The organism is Bradyrhizobium sp. USDA 4510 (genome assembly GCF_054059095.1).
In genome coordinates, this window is the sequence record NZ_JBSSBT010000001.1 from 6,669,595 (window position 1) to 6,686,459 (window position 16,865).

The 16,865-nt window shown below is 58.8% G+C and carries 12 protein-coding genes and 1 pseudogene; 3 read left to right on the forward strand and 10 right to left on the reverse strand.

The features are described 5' to 3' along the window. Positions 1 to 68 precede the first annotated feature (68 nt). A complete protein-coding gene (locus ACVMDN_RS31070) occupies positions 69 to 1,277 on the reverse strand; it encodes a hypothetical protein (protein WP_229158638.1) in 1,209 nt (402 codons plus the stop codon). After that, positions 1,274 to 2,068, reverse strand: coding sequence for a hypothetical protein (locus tag ACVMDN_RS31075; protein WP_076826783.1), 795 nt, complete (start codon positions 2,066 to 2,068; stop codon positions 1,274 to 1,276). The genes ACVMDN_RS31070 and ACVMDN_RS31075 overlap by 4 nt, the downstream gene beginning before the upstream one ends. A 751-nt stretch (positions 2,069 to 2,819) precedes the next feature. Between ACVMDN_RS31075 and ACVMDN_RS31080 the strand changes: the two genes are divergently transcribed. Together ACVMDN_RS31080 and ACVMDN_RS31085 are read left to right on the forward strand one after the other, a co-directional pair. Continuing rightward, positions 2,820 to 3,026, forward strand: a complete 207-nt coding sequence (locus tag ACVMDN_RS31080) for a hypothetical protein (protein WP_076826782.1) — start codon at positions 2,820 to 2,822, stop codon at positions 3,024 to 3,026. Between the two features lie 316 nt (positions 3,027 to 3,342). Continuing rightward, a pseudogene (locus ACVMDN_RS31085) lies at positions 3,343 to 3,879 on the forward strand (IS21 family transposase); the annotation flags it as partial. Positions 3,880 to 4,003: 124 nt separating this feature from the next. Here the strand turns inward: ACVMDN_RS31085 and ACVMDN_RS31090 are convergent. Then, positions 4,004 to 5,353 carry an ABC transporter substrate-binding protein gene (locus ACVMDN_RS31090; RefSeq protein ID WP_456834727.1) on the reverse strand — a complete coding sequence of 450 codons (1,350 nt, stop codon included), beginning with the start codon at positions 5,351 to 5,353 and terminating at the stop codon, positions 4,004 to 4,006. Positions 5,354 to 5,775: 422 nt separating this feature from the next. Here ACVMDN_RS31090 and ACVMDN_RS31095 point away from each other — a divergent pair, with 422 nt between their 5' ends. After that, a complete protein-coding gene (locus ACVMDN_RS31095) occupies positions 5,776 to 7,329 on the forward strand; it encodes a class I adenylate-forming enzyme family protein (RefSeq protein WP_076826779.1) in 1,554 nt (517 codons plus the stop codon). 239 nt (positions 7,330 to 7,568) lie between these two features. Here ACVMDN_RS31095 and ACVMDN_RS31100 read toward each other — a convergent pair whose 3' ends face one another. From ACVMDN_RS31100 to ACVMDN_RS31130, 7 genes are all read right to left on the reverse strand, one after another. Beyond that, on the reverse strand, positions 7,569 to 9,068 hold the full coding sequence (locus tag ACVMDN_RS31100) for a sugar ABC transporter ATP-binding protein (RefSeq protein ID WP_076826777.1): 1,500 nt from the start codon (positions 9,066 to 9,068) through the stop codon (positions 7,569 to 7,571). A 4-nt stretch (positions 9,069 to 9,072) separates the two neighbouring features. After that, positions 9,073 to 10,131, reverse strand: a complete 1,059-nt coding sequence (locus ACVMDN_RS31105) for a strictosidine synthase (protein WP_456834726.1) — start codon at positions 10,129 to 10,131, stop codon at positions 9,073 to 9,075. A gap of 35 nt (positions 10,132 to 10,166) precedes the next feature. Beyond that, positions 10,167 to 12,287, reverse strand: coding sequence for an ABC transporter permease (locus tag ACVMDN_RS31110; RefSeq protein WP_076826775.1), 2,121 nt, complete (start codon positions 12,285 to 12,287; stop codon positions 10,167 to 10,169). Between the two features lie 69 nt (positions 12,288 to 12,356). Then, positions 12,357 to 13,364 (reverse strand): sugar ABC transporter substrate-binding protein, encoded by a 1,008-nt coding sequence (locus tag ACVMDN_RS31115; protein ID WP_076826773.1) that lies wholly within the window; start codon positions 13,362 to 13,364, stop codon positions 12,357 to 12,359. 55 nt (positions 13,365 to 13,419) lie between these two features. Beyond that, positions 13,420 to 14,397, reverse strand: a complete 978-nt coding sequence (locus tag ACVMDN_RS31120) for an ABC transporter permease (RefSeq protein WP_076826772.1) — start codon at positions 14,395 to 14,397, stop codon at positions 13,420 to 13,422. A gap of 294 nt (positions 14,398 to 14,691) precedes the next feature. After that, positions 14,692 to 15,504, reverse strand: coding sequence for an SDR family NAD(P)-dependent oxidoreductase (locus ACVMDN_RS31125; RefSeq protein ID WP_456834724.1), 813 nt, complete (start codon positions 15,502 to 15,504; stop codon positions 14,692 to 14,694). Then, positions 15,501 to 16,709, reverse strand: coding sequence for an acyl-CoA dehydrogenase family protein (locus ACVMDN_RS31130; protein ID WP_076826768.1), 1,209 nt, complete (start codon positions 16,707 to 16,709; stop codon positions 15,501 to 15,503). The genes ACVMDN_RS31125 and ACVMDN_RS31130 overlap by 4 nt, the downstream gene beginning before the upstream one ends. Between the last annotated feature and the right edge of the window lie 156 nt (positions 16,710 to 16,865).

Consider the following 16,865-nt stretch of genomic DNA (forward strand, 5'->3'; position numbering starts at 1 on the left):
ACAATGCGGCCCCATCATCGAGTATCGGTCAGTTCTCAGCCCTTGGATACTTGATGGGTGACGAAGACTCACGGCTGACTGTCCAAATATCTTCGATACCGATCGACCTCTTCGTGGAGCAATCCAAATCTCGGCTGCTGCAGCCTACCGTTGATCCGATCTTCTCCATGCATGACGCAGCTGAGGTCGGTGGCTTGCTCAAACCGGGCCACCACTTCCTTTGCCATTTCTTCAGGCACGCGCCCGGTACTTAGCCCACCAAAGTCGTACTCCACGCTTGATGTCAAAGTGTCATAGCGTTGCACGACGCGCTTCATGTAGAGCAACGCAATGTCGTCCACTTCTGCCGGCGCTTCCCGGTCACCAAAAAGCAACTTGGACAAAAGGTTTGCCGTTCTCCACGACCAGCGCTCCTGACCCTGCACCAATCTCTCTTTCATGAGGGCGATGAAATCCGGTTTCTCGTATGAGAACGGCACATGCGGCCATCCGTCGTAGAGGTAGGTGTTGTACATCCCCCCTCGCAGAAGTGACGAGATCGTTTCATCCTCGGCCAATCGAGCAATCTCTGTTCCGTTCGCCGAAGACAGACGATTGCTCACATAGGCAAATATGATGTCCCCTATCTGCTTGATTGAGTAAATGCCTTGCGAAGCCTCCCCCAGGATCGCAGACACCATCGGCAGTTCGGCCTTGGTTGCGAACCTCTCCAGCCATAGTGAAGAAGCGCGCCGCAGCCGGACATCGATGGGATGCGGCGGCTGAGTTAACTTGCGGGCGTTCTCCAGCGCGGCGCGATATCTGGAGATCCAGTACTTGGTCCTGCTGGGAGCTTCGAGGAAAACATCGTTGTAGGAAGTCTCAATCTCGCGGGCCAGCCACTCTTCCTGCTGCGCCTTGAATTTCCCGGTGCGGGCATCGTGCAGCATTCCGCCCAGGTCACGAAGAACAGGGTTCGTTCTCGCGTCGACACCGAACAGACCTACTAGCCGCTCGCGCTCGGCGTCGCCCTCGATAATATGCGGCTCTTTCTTGTACCAGAATATGATCGGCGCGGGATCTCCAACGCGGAAAAGCCGATCGATATACGAATGCGGGATGAGCCGAGTAACGTGGTAGCCGTCGTAGTTCTCGAATTGCAGGAACGCGCTGATGTTGAAGTCGGCATCCATCTCGGGGAGATACATCGAGTTGCCCAACTCGAAGACGGGCACACCGATAGAATCGGCTTCCGATAGCCGCAACGCAGCAGTGACCCTAAGCGCTTCAGGATTCAAATGCCTATTCCAGCGCGTTTGTAGACGCTCTCAACGCAATCGTAGACAAGTCCGTAATGCTGACTGAGCTTGAGCGGAAGAAGGCGGTACGTCTCTATGATGTTGGTCAAGGTAAGAATAGATTCCCTCACGCCGGGTGTCCTCAGGTATTCCTCTGGAATAACGACACCGAGGAGATTTTCCTTCTTCAGCGGAATGTCCTGCTCGACCTGCAGTTCTATGGCCGCAGCTCTGTCATCACAATTCTTGGTCGCGCCTTCGTTGTACAGCTTCGACACTGCCAAAATTTTAGCGTGGCTCATGTTGAGCAAATGCTCGTCCTTGAGCTTTTCCTGGTCGAGCGCGTTACGGTCGACGTAACGGCGGGGAGTATCGAAATAGAGCGAGATAAGCCGGCCGATTTGGTCCTGATCGCTGCCGACGTTGAAGTCGTCCAAGCCGAACGTCGTGAGGTAGTCCGGCATCCTGCCAGTTTTAAATGCACCGGAATCGAAAGGATGGATGCGCTTCAGCGGAGGCGGCGTATTGAACCTCATCACGAAAACGGAAGGAAGCTGCCATGGCTCCGGGTTGAGCGTGTCCCTCGTCTTATAGGCGGCGCGACCCACGAAGAGGTAGCAAAGCTTCTCGCCCTTGAAGATGCTGCACTTCACCGCGAGTAGCTTTTCCTGTTGCACGATGTCGAACAGCCGAGCGGAAGGCGTGCTGTGAACCCACGGCGGGCTCTTGGGGACGGCAAGGTTCGAGTTCTTCAGAAAATCCTTTAAATGTACTTCCCGAGGTTTGGACATCCGACACCCAAAGGCTGCAGCGAATCGGTCTGACTACTAATCTACCCAATCGCCCGCAGCAGGAGTCAATGCCTTCTGCACTATCCCCCGTATCAACCGGCGAGACCGTGTTTCATGAGCCCCCCGATGGAACACGCCCCAAGACCGCAGATGCCGCCAAGTTGGCGGCTCACTGTCAGGCGGTAGACGACCGAAGCAAGGGCATCGACAAGCACGTGGAGGCCGCGACGACACTTTGGATACGCTTGGGAAGAAGCCCGTACCAGCCGGAGCGCATTTAAGGCTGATTACAAGGCGAAGTACCAGATCAGCGGCAACTAACGAAAGAAACGACATGGCCAACAGGTCTAGCGCACTATCACCGTCGCCGACGTGAGCCACTCGGAAATTCATCGGCTCGTGCAGGTGTGGGGCATCAACGTCACGAAGGCGAGTGAGCGCCGTTATCACTACGCTGCCGCGTTTTGACGAAATGAGCGCCGGAGACCTGCGCTCCAATGAAGTCGCGGCCATTCGCTAAGCCGAGGCAAAGGTTGAGATGCTGCGTTCGCGCTAGTTGGCGCTGCGACCTTTGTGTTTTTTCGGCGTCTCGCCGGTAAGCATGCGCGCAAAGATCTGCGGTAAGCATGGGGGCTAAAACGCTAGCGCGTTCATGTTGGCTGCATTGCTAGGTCGATCCAAGCACAATACATTCGGCTTCAAGTGAGCAGCTTGGCCGCAGCACGCGGCTTGAACTTCAAGGGCCGTAACAATGAAAGCGGTTGACCAGCCAGAGCTTCTTCTGCAGATCGGCAACAACAAGATCAAGCTGCTGGCCAAAGGCAAAGAGGCCATCAACGCAGCAAGGATTGGTCTTTCGATTCTGTTGACTTGCGTAGCGATTTCGCTGCTCGTCGTGGCAGCGGCGAGCTACCAGAACTTGCCCAGCGCCGTCGTGCGGCTTGCAAAGCTCTTCTAGTTGAAAAGGCCGCTATCCAATGCGTAAGCGCCAGCCCACGCAGCGTCAGCCTCATCTTCGGTTAGTTGATTGCCCCACCTCGCCTTCGCCGCTGCTCGCATTTCCGGCTTCTTGGCGTTGCCTTTGCCCGTAGCGTGGACCTCCAGCTTCACCAGGTTGGCCAAAGACACGCTCGGGCCAGCTTCTACCGCGGCCAGGCACGCGGCTCCCATCATGGCGTAGAGCTTTGGAGGCACTTGGCGTTGCAGCCGAACGGTTGCTCAATACTCACTCCCGGATGCAGTCAGCAGTGGCATGACGCCGGATGATGCCTGCCACGCTGACGCTGCTTTGGCAAGAATACCGGACGGCGCATCCCGACGGCTATGGTTACACGTGGTTCTGCGAGAAGTTTGACGCCTATCGGCGCCGGGCGAACCCGACCTTCCGTCATCGCCACGCGGCGGGTGCAGTGATGCAGACCGACTATGCCGGTCCGACGGTGGAGGTGATCGATCCGCAAACCGGCGAGATCCGTCAGGCGCAGATATTTGTCGCGGTGCTCGGGGCCTCGTCGCTGACCTTCGCTATGGGGAGCTTCGGTCAGCGACTACCAGATTGGATCGAAGGCCAGACCCGGGCCTTGTCGTACTTCGGCGGAGTTCCCAAGGCGATCGTCTGCGACAATCTGAAGGCCGGGGTCGTCAAGGCGTTGTGGTTCGAACCGACGCTCAACCAAACCTTTGCGGCCATGGCCGAGCACTACGACACGACGGTTTTGCCAACCCGCAGCCGCAAGCCGCGCGACAAGGCAACGTCGCGGCCCGAGGCAAACGTCAGGTCGATGTGGATGCTGTCTATTGTGGCAAGCAGACCGGAGAGGATTTTGACGACCGTGTCCTCGCGCGAGCCGGACCTGAGCCGGCATGCCGCGCTCCTATGGCGTTGGCGATCAAGCGCATTCAGAGACGGCGGCTCTCGCTGGTCCCGAACGTCACCTATGGTTTGACGAGAGGACAGGAACTTTGGGCGAGCGGCGGATAGGCATCGACGGCATCTACCTTCCCCAGCTTCTGATATAGGTCCCACGGGCCCTTCGATTCCGAAGGCGCTTTGACGCGGAAGATGTACATGTCGCGCATGACCCTCCCATCCGCGCGAATAGAGGCGCCGTGCGTGTAGAAATCTTCGATCGGCAGCGACTTCATAGTGGCCGCAACCTTGCGCCCATCGATCGTTCCGGCCTTTTCTACGCTTTTGAGATAGTGAAGCACAGCACTATAGACGCCGGCTTGCATCATATCCGCTGGACTTCCATGACGGTCCATGAACCTCTTGTTCCAGGCACGGGTGGCGTCATCCGTGTCCCAATAGAAGCTTTCGGAAAGGATGGCGCCTTGAGCGGTCTCCAACCCTAGTGCTTTCACGTCGGCCAGCACCAAGATGAGCGCAACAACAGTCTGGCCGCTTTGAGGCAATTGAAATTCGTGCGCCTGTCTGAGAGACACGACGGTGTCGTTCCCGGCGTTGGCCAGTGCGATAGCCTTCGCCTTCGACGCCTGCGCCTGGAGGAGGAAGGAGGAGAAATCGGCTGTGTTGATCGGGTGCCGCACGACTCCGAGAACTTTCCCATTTAGCCCTTCGATGGCCTGCGTTCCGAGAGCCTCGAATGCTCTTCCGGATTCGCTGTCGAGGGCGACGAAGAACCAAGTATCGATTCCCTGTCGCGCGAGAAATTTGACCGCACCATTCACGAGTGAATAGGTGTCGTATGCCCAGGCGGACGTCGTCTCTTTGCAGGCGGCACCCGTCAGCGTCGAACTGGAAGCCCCGGAATAACCCACGATCTTCTTTCTTTCGTCGGCTATTCCGGCGATAGCGAGCGCGACAGCCGAATTAGGTACATCGAATATCGCGTCGACCCCTTCGACGTCGTACCAACGCTTCGCGATGGCAGAACCGAGATCCGCCTTGTTCTGATGATCGGCCGATACCAACGTAATCGGCTTGCCGAACAATTTTCCGCCGAAATCCTCTATCGCCATCTGAGCCGCCACTACGGAGCCGGGACCTGTGATCGACGAATACGGACCTGACATGTCGCTCAGAACACCGATCTTGACCCCCGCGTCACCCGCGGAGACCGGACCTGCTAATATAGCGAATGCGATAACGGCTGCTATCTTCAAACAGAGTTCCATTTCGACGTCCCCTCCTTTGTGTGCGGCTTCGCTAGAATGTGGGCTGCAGATCGATACACTCGGCAACAACGCTTTCGAACGTTGTCGATCGCCCTTGACTTCATATTGACTATCACGTTCGGTTTCTTTGACTCCAACGTCATTCACATAGCACGTCGATTCTGAATGAACAATGCTGGCGCGGGCAGCGGCTCAAAAAGCTCGCAGGCGCGCCGGTAAAAAAGCAAGCTCTGAGCGCGTGGCGGGACACAAGCATCCATCCCCCTCTCATCTCTAAATTCAATTCAATTGACTTTTAAGTCAATCTCGGCCAAGATGCGCCGTGGACGAGCAGTCTAGGGTGTCGAGGTCCGGCCGGCCTGCGGAATACGCTCCGCCGGGTCGATTGGGCTCCGCTCCCTCGCCGAGACGGAAACATCGGATCGGCGGTCGCGGCCATTATTCTGGCCGTTGCCGAAAGCTAAGAACGAAGGCGTCGCGCTGCGAAGGCGAACTTGAAGGCCGCTCCCTCCTCGGGGCGATCCGGGCCGCGCAGAGCACATCAAGACGCCACAAGGGAGGACCGGTAATTGCTGCTCATCGATTTCTTCAAACAGGGTGTCGAGAAGTATCGCGACCGCATTTGCGTGACGGATGGCGAGCTGGCCTACACTTACGCCGAGATGGACGCACATTGCGAAGCCGGTGCCCAGGCATTGCTGCGGTCCGGCGTCCTCCCGGGCGAATCGGTCGGAATAGTATCTCCCAATCATCCGCACGTTGTGACGAGCCAATATCTCATCCAGCGGGCCGGCGCGGTCTGGGTGCCGTTGAATTACAGGAACGCGGCGGACGAAAACGTCCGGCATGCCATGAAGATGGATTGCGTTTGGCTCTTCTACCATTCCAGTTTGTCAGAGCAGGCGACTCAACTTCTGAAGCGGTCGCCCCAGATGAAAGGCGTCGTCTGCATCGATAAGGCCGATGGAGGACGACCTTATCTTCTCGATTGGCTTTCAGAACGGGGAGAGCCACGCCCTTTGCCGAATCGCGGGATGGATGACGCGGTTTGCATTCTTTCGTCGGGGGGCACGACAGGCGCCTCCAAAGGAGTCGTCCACAACAGCCATTCGTTCGGCGTCATGACCGCGAGCTTCTACGCGACGTTGCGCTTCGACGAGCCGCCGGTACACTTGGTCGTCGCCCCCCTTACACATGCCGCAGGCGTGCTTCATTGGGCGCTGTTGCCTCTGGGTGCCACCACGGTAATCCAAAAATCCACCGATCCGGCCGAAATCCTCGCAAGTCTCGAGAAGTTCAAGGTCTCGATCCTGTTCATGCCGCCAACGTTGATCTACATGCTGCTATCGGATCCGGGCCTAAAGAAACACGACTATTCCTCGCTGAGATATTTCGTGTATGGAGCTGCGCCGATGTCGGTCGAAAAGCTGCGGCTGGCGAATGAAGCCTTCGGGGACGTAATGATGCAGCTCTACGGACAAACCGAATGCCTAATGGCCATCACGGCGTTGACTAGGGAGGATCACGCAGACATCCGAACTAACCCGGCGCTCGGTCACCGTATCGCGTCGGCTGGCCGCGCCGGGCCATTCAGTCACGTCGAAATCATGGACGACGATGGCCAGATCATCGCGGATGATCGCCCGGGCGAGATTGTCTGTCGAACCGGGCTGCTCATGCTCGGCTACTACAAGCAACCTGAGGAGACCCTGGCGACGAGACTGAACGGGTGGCACCGCACCGGCGATGTCGGCTACAAGGATAAAGACGGCTACATTTATCTCACGGACCGCAAGCGCGATATGATCATCAGCGGCGGGTTCAACGTTTTCCCGTCGGAAGTCGAACAGGCAGTGATGAGCCATCACATGGTGCAGGATTGCGCAGTGGTAGGCGTGCCCGACGCAAAGTGGGGCGAACGCATCATAGCCGTAGTGGAAGTCAAGTCTGGATGTACTGTGAACGCGGAGGAACTGATTGCCTTCTGCAAGGCGCGGATCGGCAGCGTGAAGGCGCCGAAGCAGGTCGAAATATGGGATAAACTGCCCCGAAGCACCGTGGGAAAGGTGCTTCGCCGCGAAGTGCGCAGCAAGTTCTGGCAAACGAGCGCTCGCCAAATCTGACTTACCCCTCAGCCAACGTCGGGTAATCACGATGAGGTGGGGTCACTTCTCTCAGCTCTGAAGAGCCGAGCTTCCGCCGGAGCCTGCGCATCGCGGATATGCTTGATGCCCAGCTCCTGGCCATTCGGCCCGCAAATTTGGCTACGTGTTCGTGCAATCCTGTTCGGTCGATCCAGTGGGCCCGTGGTCACTGTCGGACTCCTGCTCGGTTTGCACCCGTGCGCGGCGCCATTGGTTTTTCAATGAACCGCAGCGTACATTATCTTCTCTTCGTCCGCGTCTTCCGGTGAGAACTCCTCGACAACCCTACCCTGCCTGGTCACCAGGATCCGGTCCGACAGACGCAATATCTCGGGAAGATACGACGATATCACCAACACAGCAATTCCGGCGTCCGCCAAGCGATGAATGAGTTGGTGAATCTCGGCAATAGCGCCGACGTCTACGCCCCGTGTCGGTTCGTCGAAAATCATGAGCGACGGGGCCTGGACCAGGCCCTTGGCGATCACGACCTTCTGTTGATTGCCTCCGGACAGCTCGATGACCCGAGCATCTTCGTTGATCGCCTTGATTGCAAGTGCCGAGCTCTGCTCGTCGGCGAGACCCACCATGGCCTTTCGGCTCAATAGCATCGGCGTCGTTTCGCGTGAGGCCATCCTACCGACGTAGATGTTCTCCGCTATCGACATAGCTTCAAAAAAGCCCTCCAGTTTTCGGTCCTCCGTCACGTAAACGATCCCGTCTTGAACGGCGGCACGCGGTGTCCGGTAGCGCACGGATCTACCGTTGAGAACGATCTCTCCTCCATGCCAGAAATCACGTTTGACGACGCCGGCGATCACTTTAGCCGTTTCCGTCCGACCGGAGCCGATTAGTCCGAACATCCCGGTGACCTGAGCGGCATATATCGAAAACGTGTTGTTCTTGACCATTTCTCCGAACGAGAGATTCTGCACGCTCAGGACTTTCTTGCCTCGTCCCCTCCGGATGTTGACGGTACCGGCATTGCCGTAGAGCTCGCCAGATAGGGACCGGCCGACCATCGCGCGCACGATCTTCCCCCGATCGAGTTCCCGCGTGTCTGCGGTCACGACATGTTCGCCGTCACGCAGGATCGTGATGCGGTCGGAGATCGCCAGCGCTTCCTCCAGCGCATGAGATATGAAGATAATCGCGACGCCGGCCGTTTTCAGGCGGTTCACCAGCGCGAAAAAATGATGCTTTTCCTCTGGCGTCAAGGTCGCAGTGGGTTCGTCGAAGATAATGAGACGGGCCTTGTGATGCACGGCGCGGGCAGTTTCCACCATCATCCGTTGAGCGGCGCCGAGACTCGACACCTGTCGCGCCGGGTCGACGGGAAAATTCAGGGACTGAAGGAATTGCTGTGCGCTGATGTAGAGACCGCGGAGACGGTTGAAAAACGGTTCGTCCCCGAGGAAGAGGTTTTGTGCCACGGTCAGCGACGGTACGAGACTCGTCTCCTGGAACACCATGGCCACACCCTGCCGCAATGCGTCGTGCGGACCGGAGAAGCGCGTGGCTTTGCCGTCGAACTTCACCGTGCCGGACGTCGGTTGGACGGCGCCGGCGATGATCTTAGTCAAGGTCGATTTTCCCGCCCCGTTTTCACCGAGCAGCGCGTGGATCTCGCCTGCGCAAGTGTCGAAGTTTACGTGGTTCAGCGCGAGGGAGCCGCGGTACTCCTTGGTGATGCCTTTCAGTTCAATTAGTCTGCTCATGGATTCAACTCGCAACCATCGAGAGGATCTCGTTGCTGCCCTGACTAGTGGCGAAGATTCGATCGGCTACTTCCACCGCACTCGTGATGCCGTGGCGACGGCCCTGCGCGCGGCTATGCATGCTCCGGATAGGCGAGAGCCGCTCATCTAATCTGATCAAGAGTCCATAGGAGCGGGTCGGGGCCCATGGTTTCAGGATCCCCATCGATTTGATCGCGCCATTCTGCAGCGGCTCCTTGAAGTCGCGGCCGCTGGAGAGCGACGGCGCGACCCAGTATTCTTCCTCGACTTGCACCATCATTTTGCGCTTGTAGGCGGGCTCTTTCAGAACGAATTCGACCAAAGAGTTTCGTGGGGCGAAGACGCACAGCCAGTAGCCTCCATCACGGGCATGAGTCAGGCGGGATGGATAACCTGGGAGTTGATCGAGCGCGACGGTCGACTCCCTCGTGTCCAACCCAAACTTAAGCAACCGATGTTTCCAACTTTCGCTGACAATGAGATCGCCATCGGCATGCCATGCGAGGCCGTTAGGAAATGCAAGGTTTGCGGCCAGGCAGCTTGAGGAACGGTCGACCAGATCCAGCTCCCACACGGCGCCGGTTGATCCAGTCTCCAACAGGTCTCGACGCCACTCATGCGGACGTCGAACGGCCGAGCCCTGCGCGACCAACAGTTTGCGCCGGCTCCCGAGCAGTGCCGTCGGACACGTTCCGCGATAAGCGCCCAGTTCGGTGATGACGCGTCCATCGTCGGGTCCGCCGTGGAGCGCAATCTCACCGCTCGCCAACCCGACCGCGACGCTGGCGTCGTCCAAGACCGCAAGAGCGGTTATGTTCTGCGGAAAACGTGCTATCGAGCGCGCTGCACACGCCGTAGGCTCGTATGCGAACAACTTCGGTCCGCTCGAGAAGTAGATGGAGTCGCCGATCGCGATGAGATTGTCTGGCGCCGGCACTTCGAGCAGTGAGGTCGCGGCGTCCAGCTCGTTGTTCGGCTGCAGAGGGCCGTCCATAGGCGGAACCGTCACCGCAAACTCACCCCGCCCAAAGAACGCGTCCATCCCGTGCGCCATCATGCGCCCTACATGCCCGAGCATCAGCGAACGCCCCAGTAGCTACCGTTGCTCGTCCAGTCGGGGTTCGCCCCCGGAATGCGGTACTTTCCGATCCGATTGTTTAGAAGGCCGCCGAGATAGAGGTACCCCCTGTGCTCCCGCATCGAGGTAATCATGGGATGATTGGTCCCTCGTATGTCCCAGAGCGACTCGAGCACGCGCCCCTCGTCGTTGAATTTGACCACGCAGCCCGTATTGATGTTCGGAAACAGCAAGTCCTGCGCGGAGACCCGCCGCGTCATGCGCTTGCGAAAGCCCGGCATTCGGAGCGAGAGGTCCATCGAAGGGGTCCGCATGCCAACCAGGGCGAGCCAGTAGGTGCCGTCGGATGCTCGATTTATGTTGTCGGGATATCCTGGCAACGTTTCGATAAGACAATCGACGGAACCGGCCTTCGGTCCGGCCAACCAATAGCGGCTGATTCGGCAGGCCCAAGTCTCTGAAAAATACAGCGCTCGGCCATCGTGCGACAGGCAGACGCCGTTCGGAAAAATGCGGTTGCGCAGCACTGTGCTGGTGCGGCCGTTACGCGGATCGTAGCAGATGATGCGCCCGTTGCCGCGTCCCTCCATCGCATCATATACCCAATCGTGCGCCTCATAACGGACAGTCGCTTCGCTGAAGAATATCCGTCCATCCGGTGCTATATCTAGGTCGTCGGCCACCCTGAGACGTGTGTCGTCGATGATCGACAATTTAGTGCGTTCGGTCTCATCGGTAAGTTTGAAGACTTCGCGGTCGGGGCGGATTCCGTAGAGTCCCATGCCTCCGATGCAAACCAGAAGGTTGTCCTCCCGGTCGAAGGCGAGCCCAAGCGGCACGCCACCAACGTGCGCGAAGGTCTCGACCTGCCTGTGGTCGGGCCCGATGAATCGCATGACGTCGCCTTGGCGGGAGCCGCAGTAAAGGTTGCCGGAGCTGTCGAAGATCACGTCTTCGGGTCCTTCGATCTGCCCAAGCCCAATGAGCTCCACGTCGCGCAATTTATCGTTGACCGCGAAGGGTGAGCCACAATCGACGGCCGTCGGCGGGCAGGCGGGCAAAGCCAGGTAGGCGGGCGACAGATAAACCTTCGCCAGAAGCTTGTGCCGGTTCTTCAGCCATCGCACGTCGACGGCAATCGCGATGAGCAGGATCATGCCGAGCGCGAAGGATCCCGTACCGCTCTGGAATCCGATCTGCACAAGACCGTTGGTGACGGTGAGTACGATCACCGCTCCCATGATGGCTTTGCCGACGGAGCCGCGGCCGCCGCCCAAGCTGTTTCCGCCCAGGACAGCGGCCGTAAGCGCCGTAATTTCCAATCCGACGCCCACCCCGGAGCCGGCGCTTTGCAGGCGGGCCGCGTATAGAATACCGCCCAGTCCGCAGAGTGCGCCGGACCCCACGTACGCGAGACATATCGCGCGCCGGACGGATATCCCGACGTTGTAGGCCGATTTGCGCGAACCGCCGATGGCCATGATGTGCCATCCTGGACGGGTCCGAGTCAGTGCGACGTGAGCGACCGCACCGAACGCTACGGCAATGCAAAACCCGACCGGAACGCCGAGAAGAAGTCCGTCGGACAGAACGTCGCGAGGAACGGATTCAGGCACCTCGGTAGCGATCGTAACTGCGTACTTCAGCAGAAGCCAGTCGACCACCGCACGCACCATGATGAGCGTCGCGAGCGTGGTCAGAAAAGCGCGCAAGCGGAGATAACCCACCAGCAGCCCGTTGACGAGTCCGACGAGCGCGCAGGAGAGGATGACCGTCGGTGCCGCCGTCCAGAACGACCATCCGGACACGTTCATCAGCACGAGCATCAGCAGATTGCCGAGCGCGAAATTGGATCCGACGCTCAAGTCGATTCCACCCGCCAACATCACCAGTACCATCGCATAGGTGACGAAAAGGAGCTCCCCCAATTGGCGGGTCGCGTCGGTCACGTTCGCCATAGAAAGAAAATCGGGAATGATCCGACCGAAGATAGCGATGGAAAGCAGCAACGCTAGAAAAGGTACCGTGTTGTCGATCCAGTTCTTCGACAGAACCTCGCCCAGAAAATGGTCCGGCACCAATTTGTAGCGCCACCGTACCGCGGCATCCTGCAATGACATCGAAGAGACCCTCTAAGGACTTCCATGACGGCGCCGTTCGAGCCATCGGACGGCGCCGACCGCCGACGCTCAGTTCGACTTGTAATCGCTCAGCCGCCAGCAGGAATCCGGCTGTAGCGTCGCCTTGTCGATGCTTTTCAAAGGCGTGTAAAGGACGCGTTTGTTCGCGCCGGGCTTTTCCTTGCCGCTCAGCAATTCCTTGGTGATCCGAACAATATCGTCCGATTGTTGCCGTACATCGGCGGAGTGATAGGCGGTGAACGTACCGTTAGACACATCGTCGCAAGCGAACGATTCACCGCCCCCGGCGGTCACTAGCGTGACCTTCCCCTGCATCTTTGCCTCGCGGATCGCCGCACCCGTGCCGACGTCCATGCCGTCCCAGAAGCCTATTATGCCGCAGAGATCCGGATTTTGCTTGAGCACCGTATCCGCGATCGCGCGGGCCTTGGACGCGTCCCAATCGGCGGCCTGGTTGGCCACGACCTTGATTTCCTGGTGCTTCGACAGCACGTTGGCGATGCCTTTCATTCTGTCGATGTTTGCCGCCGCGGTCAGCGCTCCCTGGATGATGGCGACTTTCCCCGATCCTCCGTTGTCGGGCGCGCACTTCTTCACCATCAAGTTCGCATCGGCTTCTCCGAGCTCGACGTAGTTGTCGCCAATATATGCATCGGTATGAGTGCTGGATTGCATGTTGACCTGTATGACATAGATGCCGGCTTCCTGAGCCCGCTTCAGGAGTCTCGCATACGATTGGATGTCCGGATTGTGCACGATCAGAAGATCGACCTTCTCAGTGATAAGGGACGTTATCGCCTGAGCGCCCGCATCGGTGCTCCAGTTGGGATCGCGCACGATAAATTTTACTCCGAGCGGCTCCAGCCGGCGGCGCACCATCGCATTCCAACCGTCCGTAAGATCAAAGCCGAGGGCGACAGGCACGAAGGCCACGGTCTTCCCCTTGAAGGGCGCGGCTTCAGTGGACGGCAATTTGGCGTCCTGACCGCGCGCCTGCTCCGCTGCGCTCCAGAGACCCACCACTCCCGCCATGACCAGCGCAGCAATGCGTACCATTTCAATTCCTCCTTGTGCGGTTGGCTTTGGTCCGAGATGATCGGGTTGCTCTCGATCAAATATCGCCCTGCTGAGCGGTCTGTTCGTCCCGCGGGTTCAGGATGCTGTCCACCACGAGCGCAAGGAGAAGGATGATGCTCTTTATCAGGTTCTGCGCGACGTATTGGACATTGAGAATCGTCATGCCGTTCAGGAGCACGCCTATGAGTAGCGTGCCAACGACGACGTTGCGGATACCGCCACGGCCGCCGCTCAAGCCCACGCCGCCCAGCACCACGACGAGGATAACATCGTAGATCAGGGTGGAATTCACGATGCGCGTGTTCATGCTGGCGACGGCACCAGCTGTAACGAGACCGGCGACGAACCCGATGATCGAGGAAAGCGTATACTGGAGCACGACGATCGGGCGGATCGGAATTCCGGTGATCCGCGCCGCCGCATAATTGTCGCCCGTCGCGTAAATGTATTTGCCGATGCGAGTGTAGGCGAGAAAGCCATGCGCGAGGAGAGCCATGACCGCGAAGAAGATCACCGGGGTCGGCACGCCGAGCAGCTCGCGCGCGCCGAAAATGGAAATCCAGCCGCCGTTCGCGGGGACATAGACGACGTCGGAACTGATCAGTTCTAGACGGCCGAAGCCGTAGACGAGCGTCGCCATTGCCAGCGTGGCAAAGAGCGCGGGAATCTCAACGTAGGCCACGAGCAGGCCGTTCACCACTCCGATGAGGACGGACAACGCCGCCCCATACAGCAATGGCAACAAGATGGTTTGATAACTTCCGATGAGTACGAGCGTCGATGCGCAGGAGATGGCCATCGTTGCCACCAGCGCCAGATCGATTCCCCGACCGATGACGACGATTGCCATCCCGATTCCCAGGATTCCCAGGACGGAGACGTTTCGGACGAGAGACAGCAGATTGTCGGTCGAGGCGAAGCCGCGGACGAAGATGCCGAATACGCAAAATGCTACGAGCGCCAGCGCGAGTACGATGCTCTCCTGATTGAGGAAGCGCTTTGGGCCGCTCACGACGAGGTCTCCAACCCGATGCGTCGCAAACTACCGCAAATCGTCACCGATCTTTCAGTTGGCTCAAAATTGGAGCCGTGCGATCCCAGCGCGGCCGGGCGCGTCCACGCGACATCCAAGCGACTGCAGACCTTGTCGTACGGGCGACTCAAGACATAACTGTTTATGCCGTCGCCTTTGCCGCGCCGTTCCACGGATCGCCTCCTCGGTTGGTTTTTTTATTTGACTATCATGTAGTATATATTGACTCTATGGTCAATTGAGATAGATCTCGTGGCCGATGCGACGAAAGTACTATTCGTTAGGACTCCCGCTTCGCTTTGCTGAACGGCTGGGGGAAGAGTTTCGTCCTGCGGCGAATCCGCCGTCCACGATGACCGTTTGTCCCGTTATGTAGGAAGCCGCGTCGGAAGCCAGGAAGGCGATCACGGCTCCGACTTCTTCGGGGTGGGCGAAGCGAGCCATCGGTACCGTATCGAGGAGCGACTGCTTGAGAACGTCGTTTTCCCGCATGCCGTGGGTCATGTCGGTCGCGATGTAGCCCGGCGCCACACCGTTGACGCGCACGCCTCGGTCGGCCCATTCGATGGCCAGCGAGCGTGTCATGGCGTCCATGCCCCCTTTCGAGGCGACATACGGCATACCGCGTGTCACGCCAACGGCCGCCGTGACCGAGGAAACGGAAACTATGCTGCCGCCTCCGTTTTGCAGCATGTGCGTCCCTCCCGCCTGGACAGCGAAGAACAGGCCGCGCAGGTTGACGTCCATCACGGTATCCCACATATCGGGCGTCACCTTTTCGGCGCGTGTCCAATAGGGGCTGATCCCCGCGTTGGCGACCAGAATGTCCAACGCACCGTAACGCCCGACGACCCCGTCGACCGCGGCCTTCGATTGGGCAGGATCGAGGATGTCCAATGCGAGCCCTTCAGCCTTCGCGCCGAGAGCCGTAGCTTCGGCCGCGACCTGCTGCGCGGCATCGATCGATCGACCCGCGACGATCACGACCGCGCCCTCGTTGGCCAGCGCAAGCACGCTCGCCCTGCCGATTCCTCGGGTTCCTCCGACAACTAGCGCGATCTTGCCCGAACAAGCAGCCATGGTCATGCGTTCCAATCGTAGCCGTTTAGGAACGCGTGCGCGGCGACGGCCATCTGTATCGTTGGCGGCCCTTCTTCCAGCCAATTCAGGCGCGCATCGCGGTAAAGGCGCTCTATCGGATACTTGCGCGTGTACCCGATGCCGCCGTGAACCAGCAAAGCGCGGTCGGTCACACGGCCGACCGCTTCGAGCCCGAACAGTTTACACATGGAAGCTTCGGCGGGAATTCGGCGTCCCGCATCCCATTTCGCGGTCGCGTCTGCGATCATTCCTCGGAGGGCGTAGATGTCGGTCCCCATTTCGGCGAGGTACCGCTGAATCGCCTGGCGCGACGCGATGGGTTTTCCGAACGTCACACGCTTCTTCGCGAAATCCAGAGACAGCTCGAGCGAGCGCTCGGCGGTGCCCAGCGAGGTGGCGGCAATGAAGACTCGACTGATCTCGAGTACTTCCTCCATTTGGACCAATCCTTCGCCTTCCCTCCCGATGATGTTGGACACCGGCACACGCACATCGACCAGGTCGATCTGACCGTGCTCTCCGCCCTTACAGCCCATCGTCTCGGGCAAGGCCGTGACCGTCAGACCAGGCGTGTCGCGCTCGACCAGGATGCTACTGATGCCCTCGGCTCCTTTCGAGGGGTCGGTCTTGGCGATGACCATGAAATGGGTAGCGATATCCGAATTCGTGATCAGCCACTTGCGGCCGTTGATCACGTAGTGATTGCCGTCTCTGACGGCGCGCGTGCCGATGTCCGCGCCGGAACCGAAATCCGGTTCGGTGAGACCGAATGCGACGGAATTCGTCCCCTGCGCCACGCCCGGCATAATCGCCTGCAACTGCTGTTCAGACGCGATTTCCAGCAGGCCGTGGCTCACCGAGTTGTGCACGTGAACCAGCACGCGGATGCCGCCCTGGATTTTCGAGAATTCGGCGAGAATAGGCATATACTGCGAGGTCGAGAGGCCAATGCCACCGAACCTGCGAGGAATCATCAGGCCGAACGCCCCCATTTTTCTCAACAAGGGATCGACGACTTCGTGCGGCACGTGCTCGTCATTCTCGATCTGCTCCTCCAGCGGGTCGAGATCTCGCCAAATCGCTTCGAAGATATTTCGCTTGAACGCCTCGTATTCGGCTTTCGGAAGTCCGGTCTGTTCGGGTCGGCTGCGAATCGTCACCGCTCGTGACGCATGGTCCTTAACGTTCATTACTGCTTCCCCTTACTCTCGGGCGCGATCGCGGCGGCCCTCGCAACGTGTCGGCTAGTAGTGCATGATCTGACTCTATCGTCAATATAATAAATTTCATGGTCATTATCGGCGTCAACAAGTACAAGTTTCCATTGTCGACCCCAGCGAAATGGG

Coding starts and splice junctions, on each gene's coding strand:
- ACVMDN_RS31075 (WP_076826783.1), bottom strand. CDS start 2,068: ATGTCCAAACCTCGGGAAGTACATTTAAAGGATTTTCTGAAGAACTCG.
- ACVMDN_RS31080 (WP_076826782.1), top strand. CDS start 2,820: ATGAAAGCGGTTGACCAGCCAGAGCTTCTTCTGCAGATCGGCAACAAC.
- ACVMDN_RS31100 (WP_076826777.1), bottom strand. CDS start 9,068: ATGAGCAGACTAATTGAACTGAAAGGCATCACCAAGGAGTACCGCGGC.
- ACVMDN_RS31105 (WP_456834726.1), bottom strand. CDS start 10,131: ATGGACGCGTTCTTTGGGCGGGGTGAGTTTGCGGTGACGGTTCCGCCT.
- ACVMDN_RS31110 (WP_076826775.1), bottom strand. CDS start 12,287: ATGTCATTGCAGGATGCCGCGGTACGGTGGCGCTACAAATTGGTGCCG.
- ACVMDN_RS31115 (WP_076826773.1), bottom strand. CDS start 13,364: ATGGTACGCATTGCTGCGCTGGTCATGGCGGGAGTGGTGGGTCTCTGG.
- ACVMDN_RS31125 (WP_456834724.1), bottom strand. CDS start 15,504: ATGACCATGGCTGCTTGTTCGGGCAAGATCGCGCTAGTTGTCGGAGGA.
- ACVMDN_RS31130 (WP_076826768.1), bottom strand. CDS start 16,709: ATGAACGTTAAGGACCATGCGTCACGAGCGGTGACGATTCGCAGCCGA.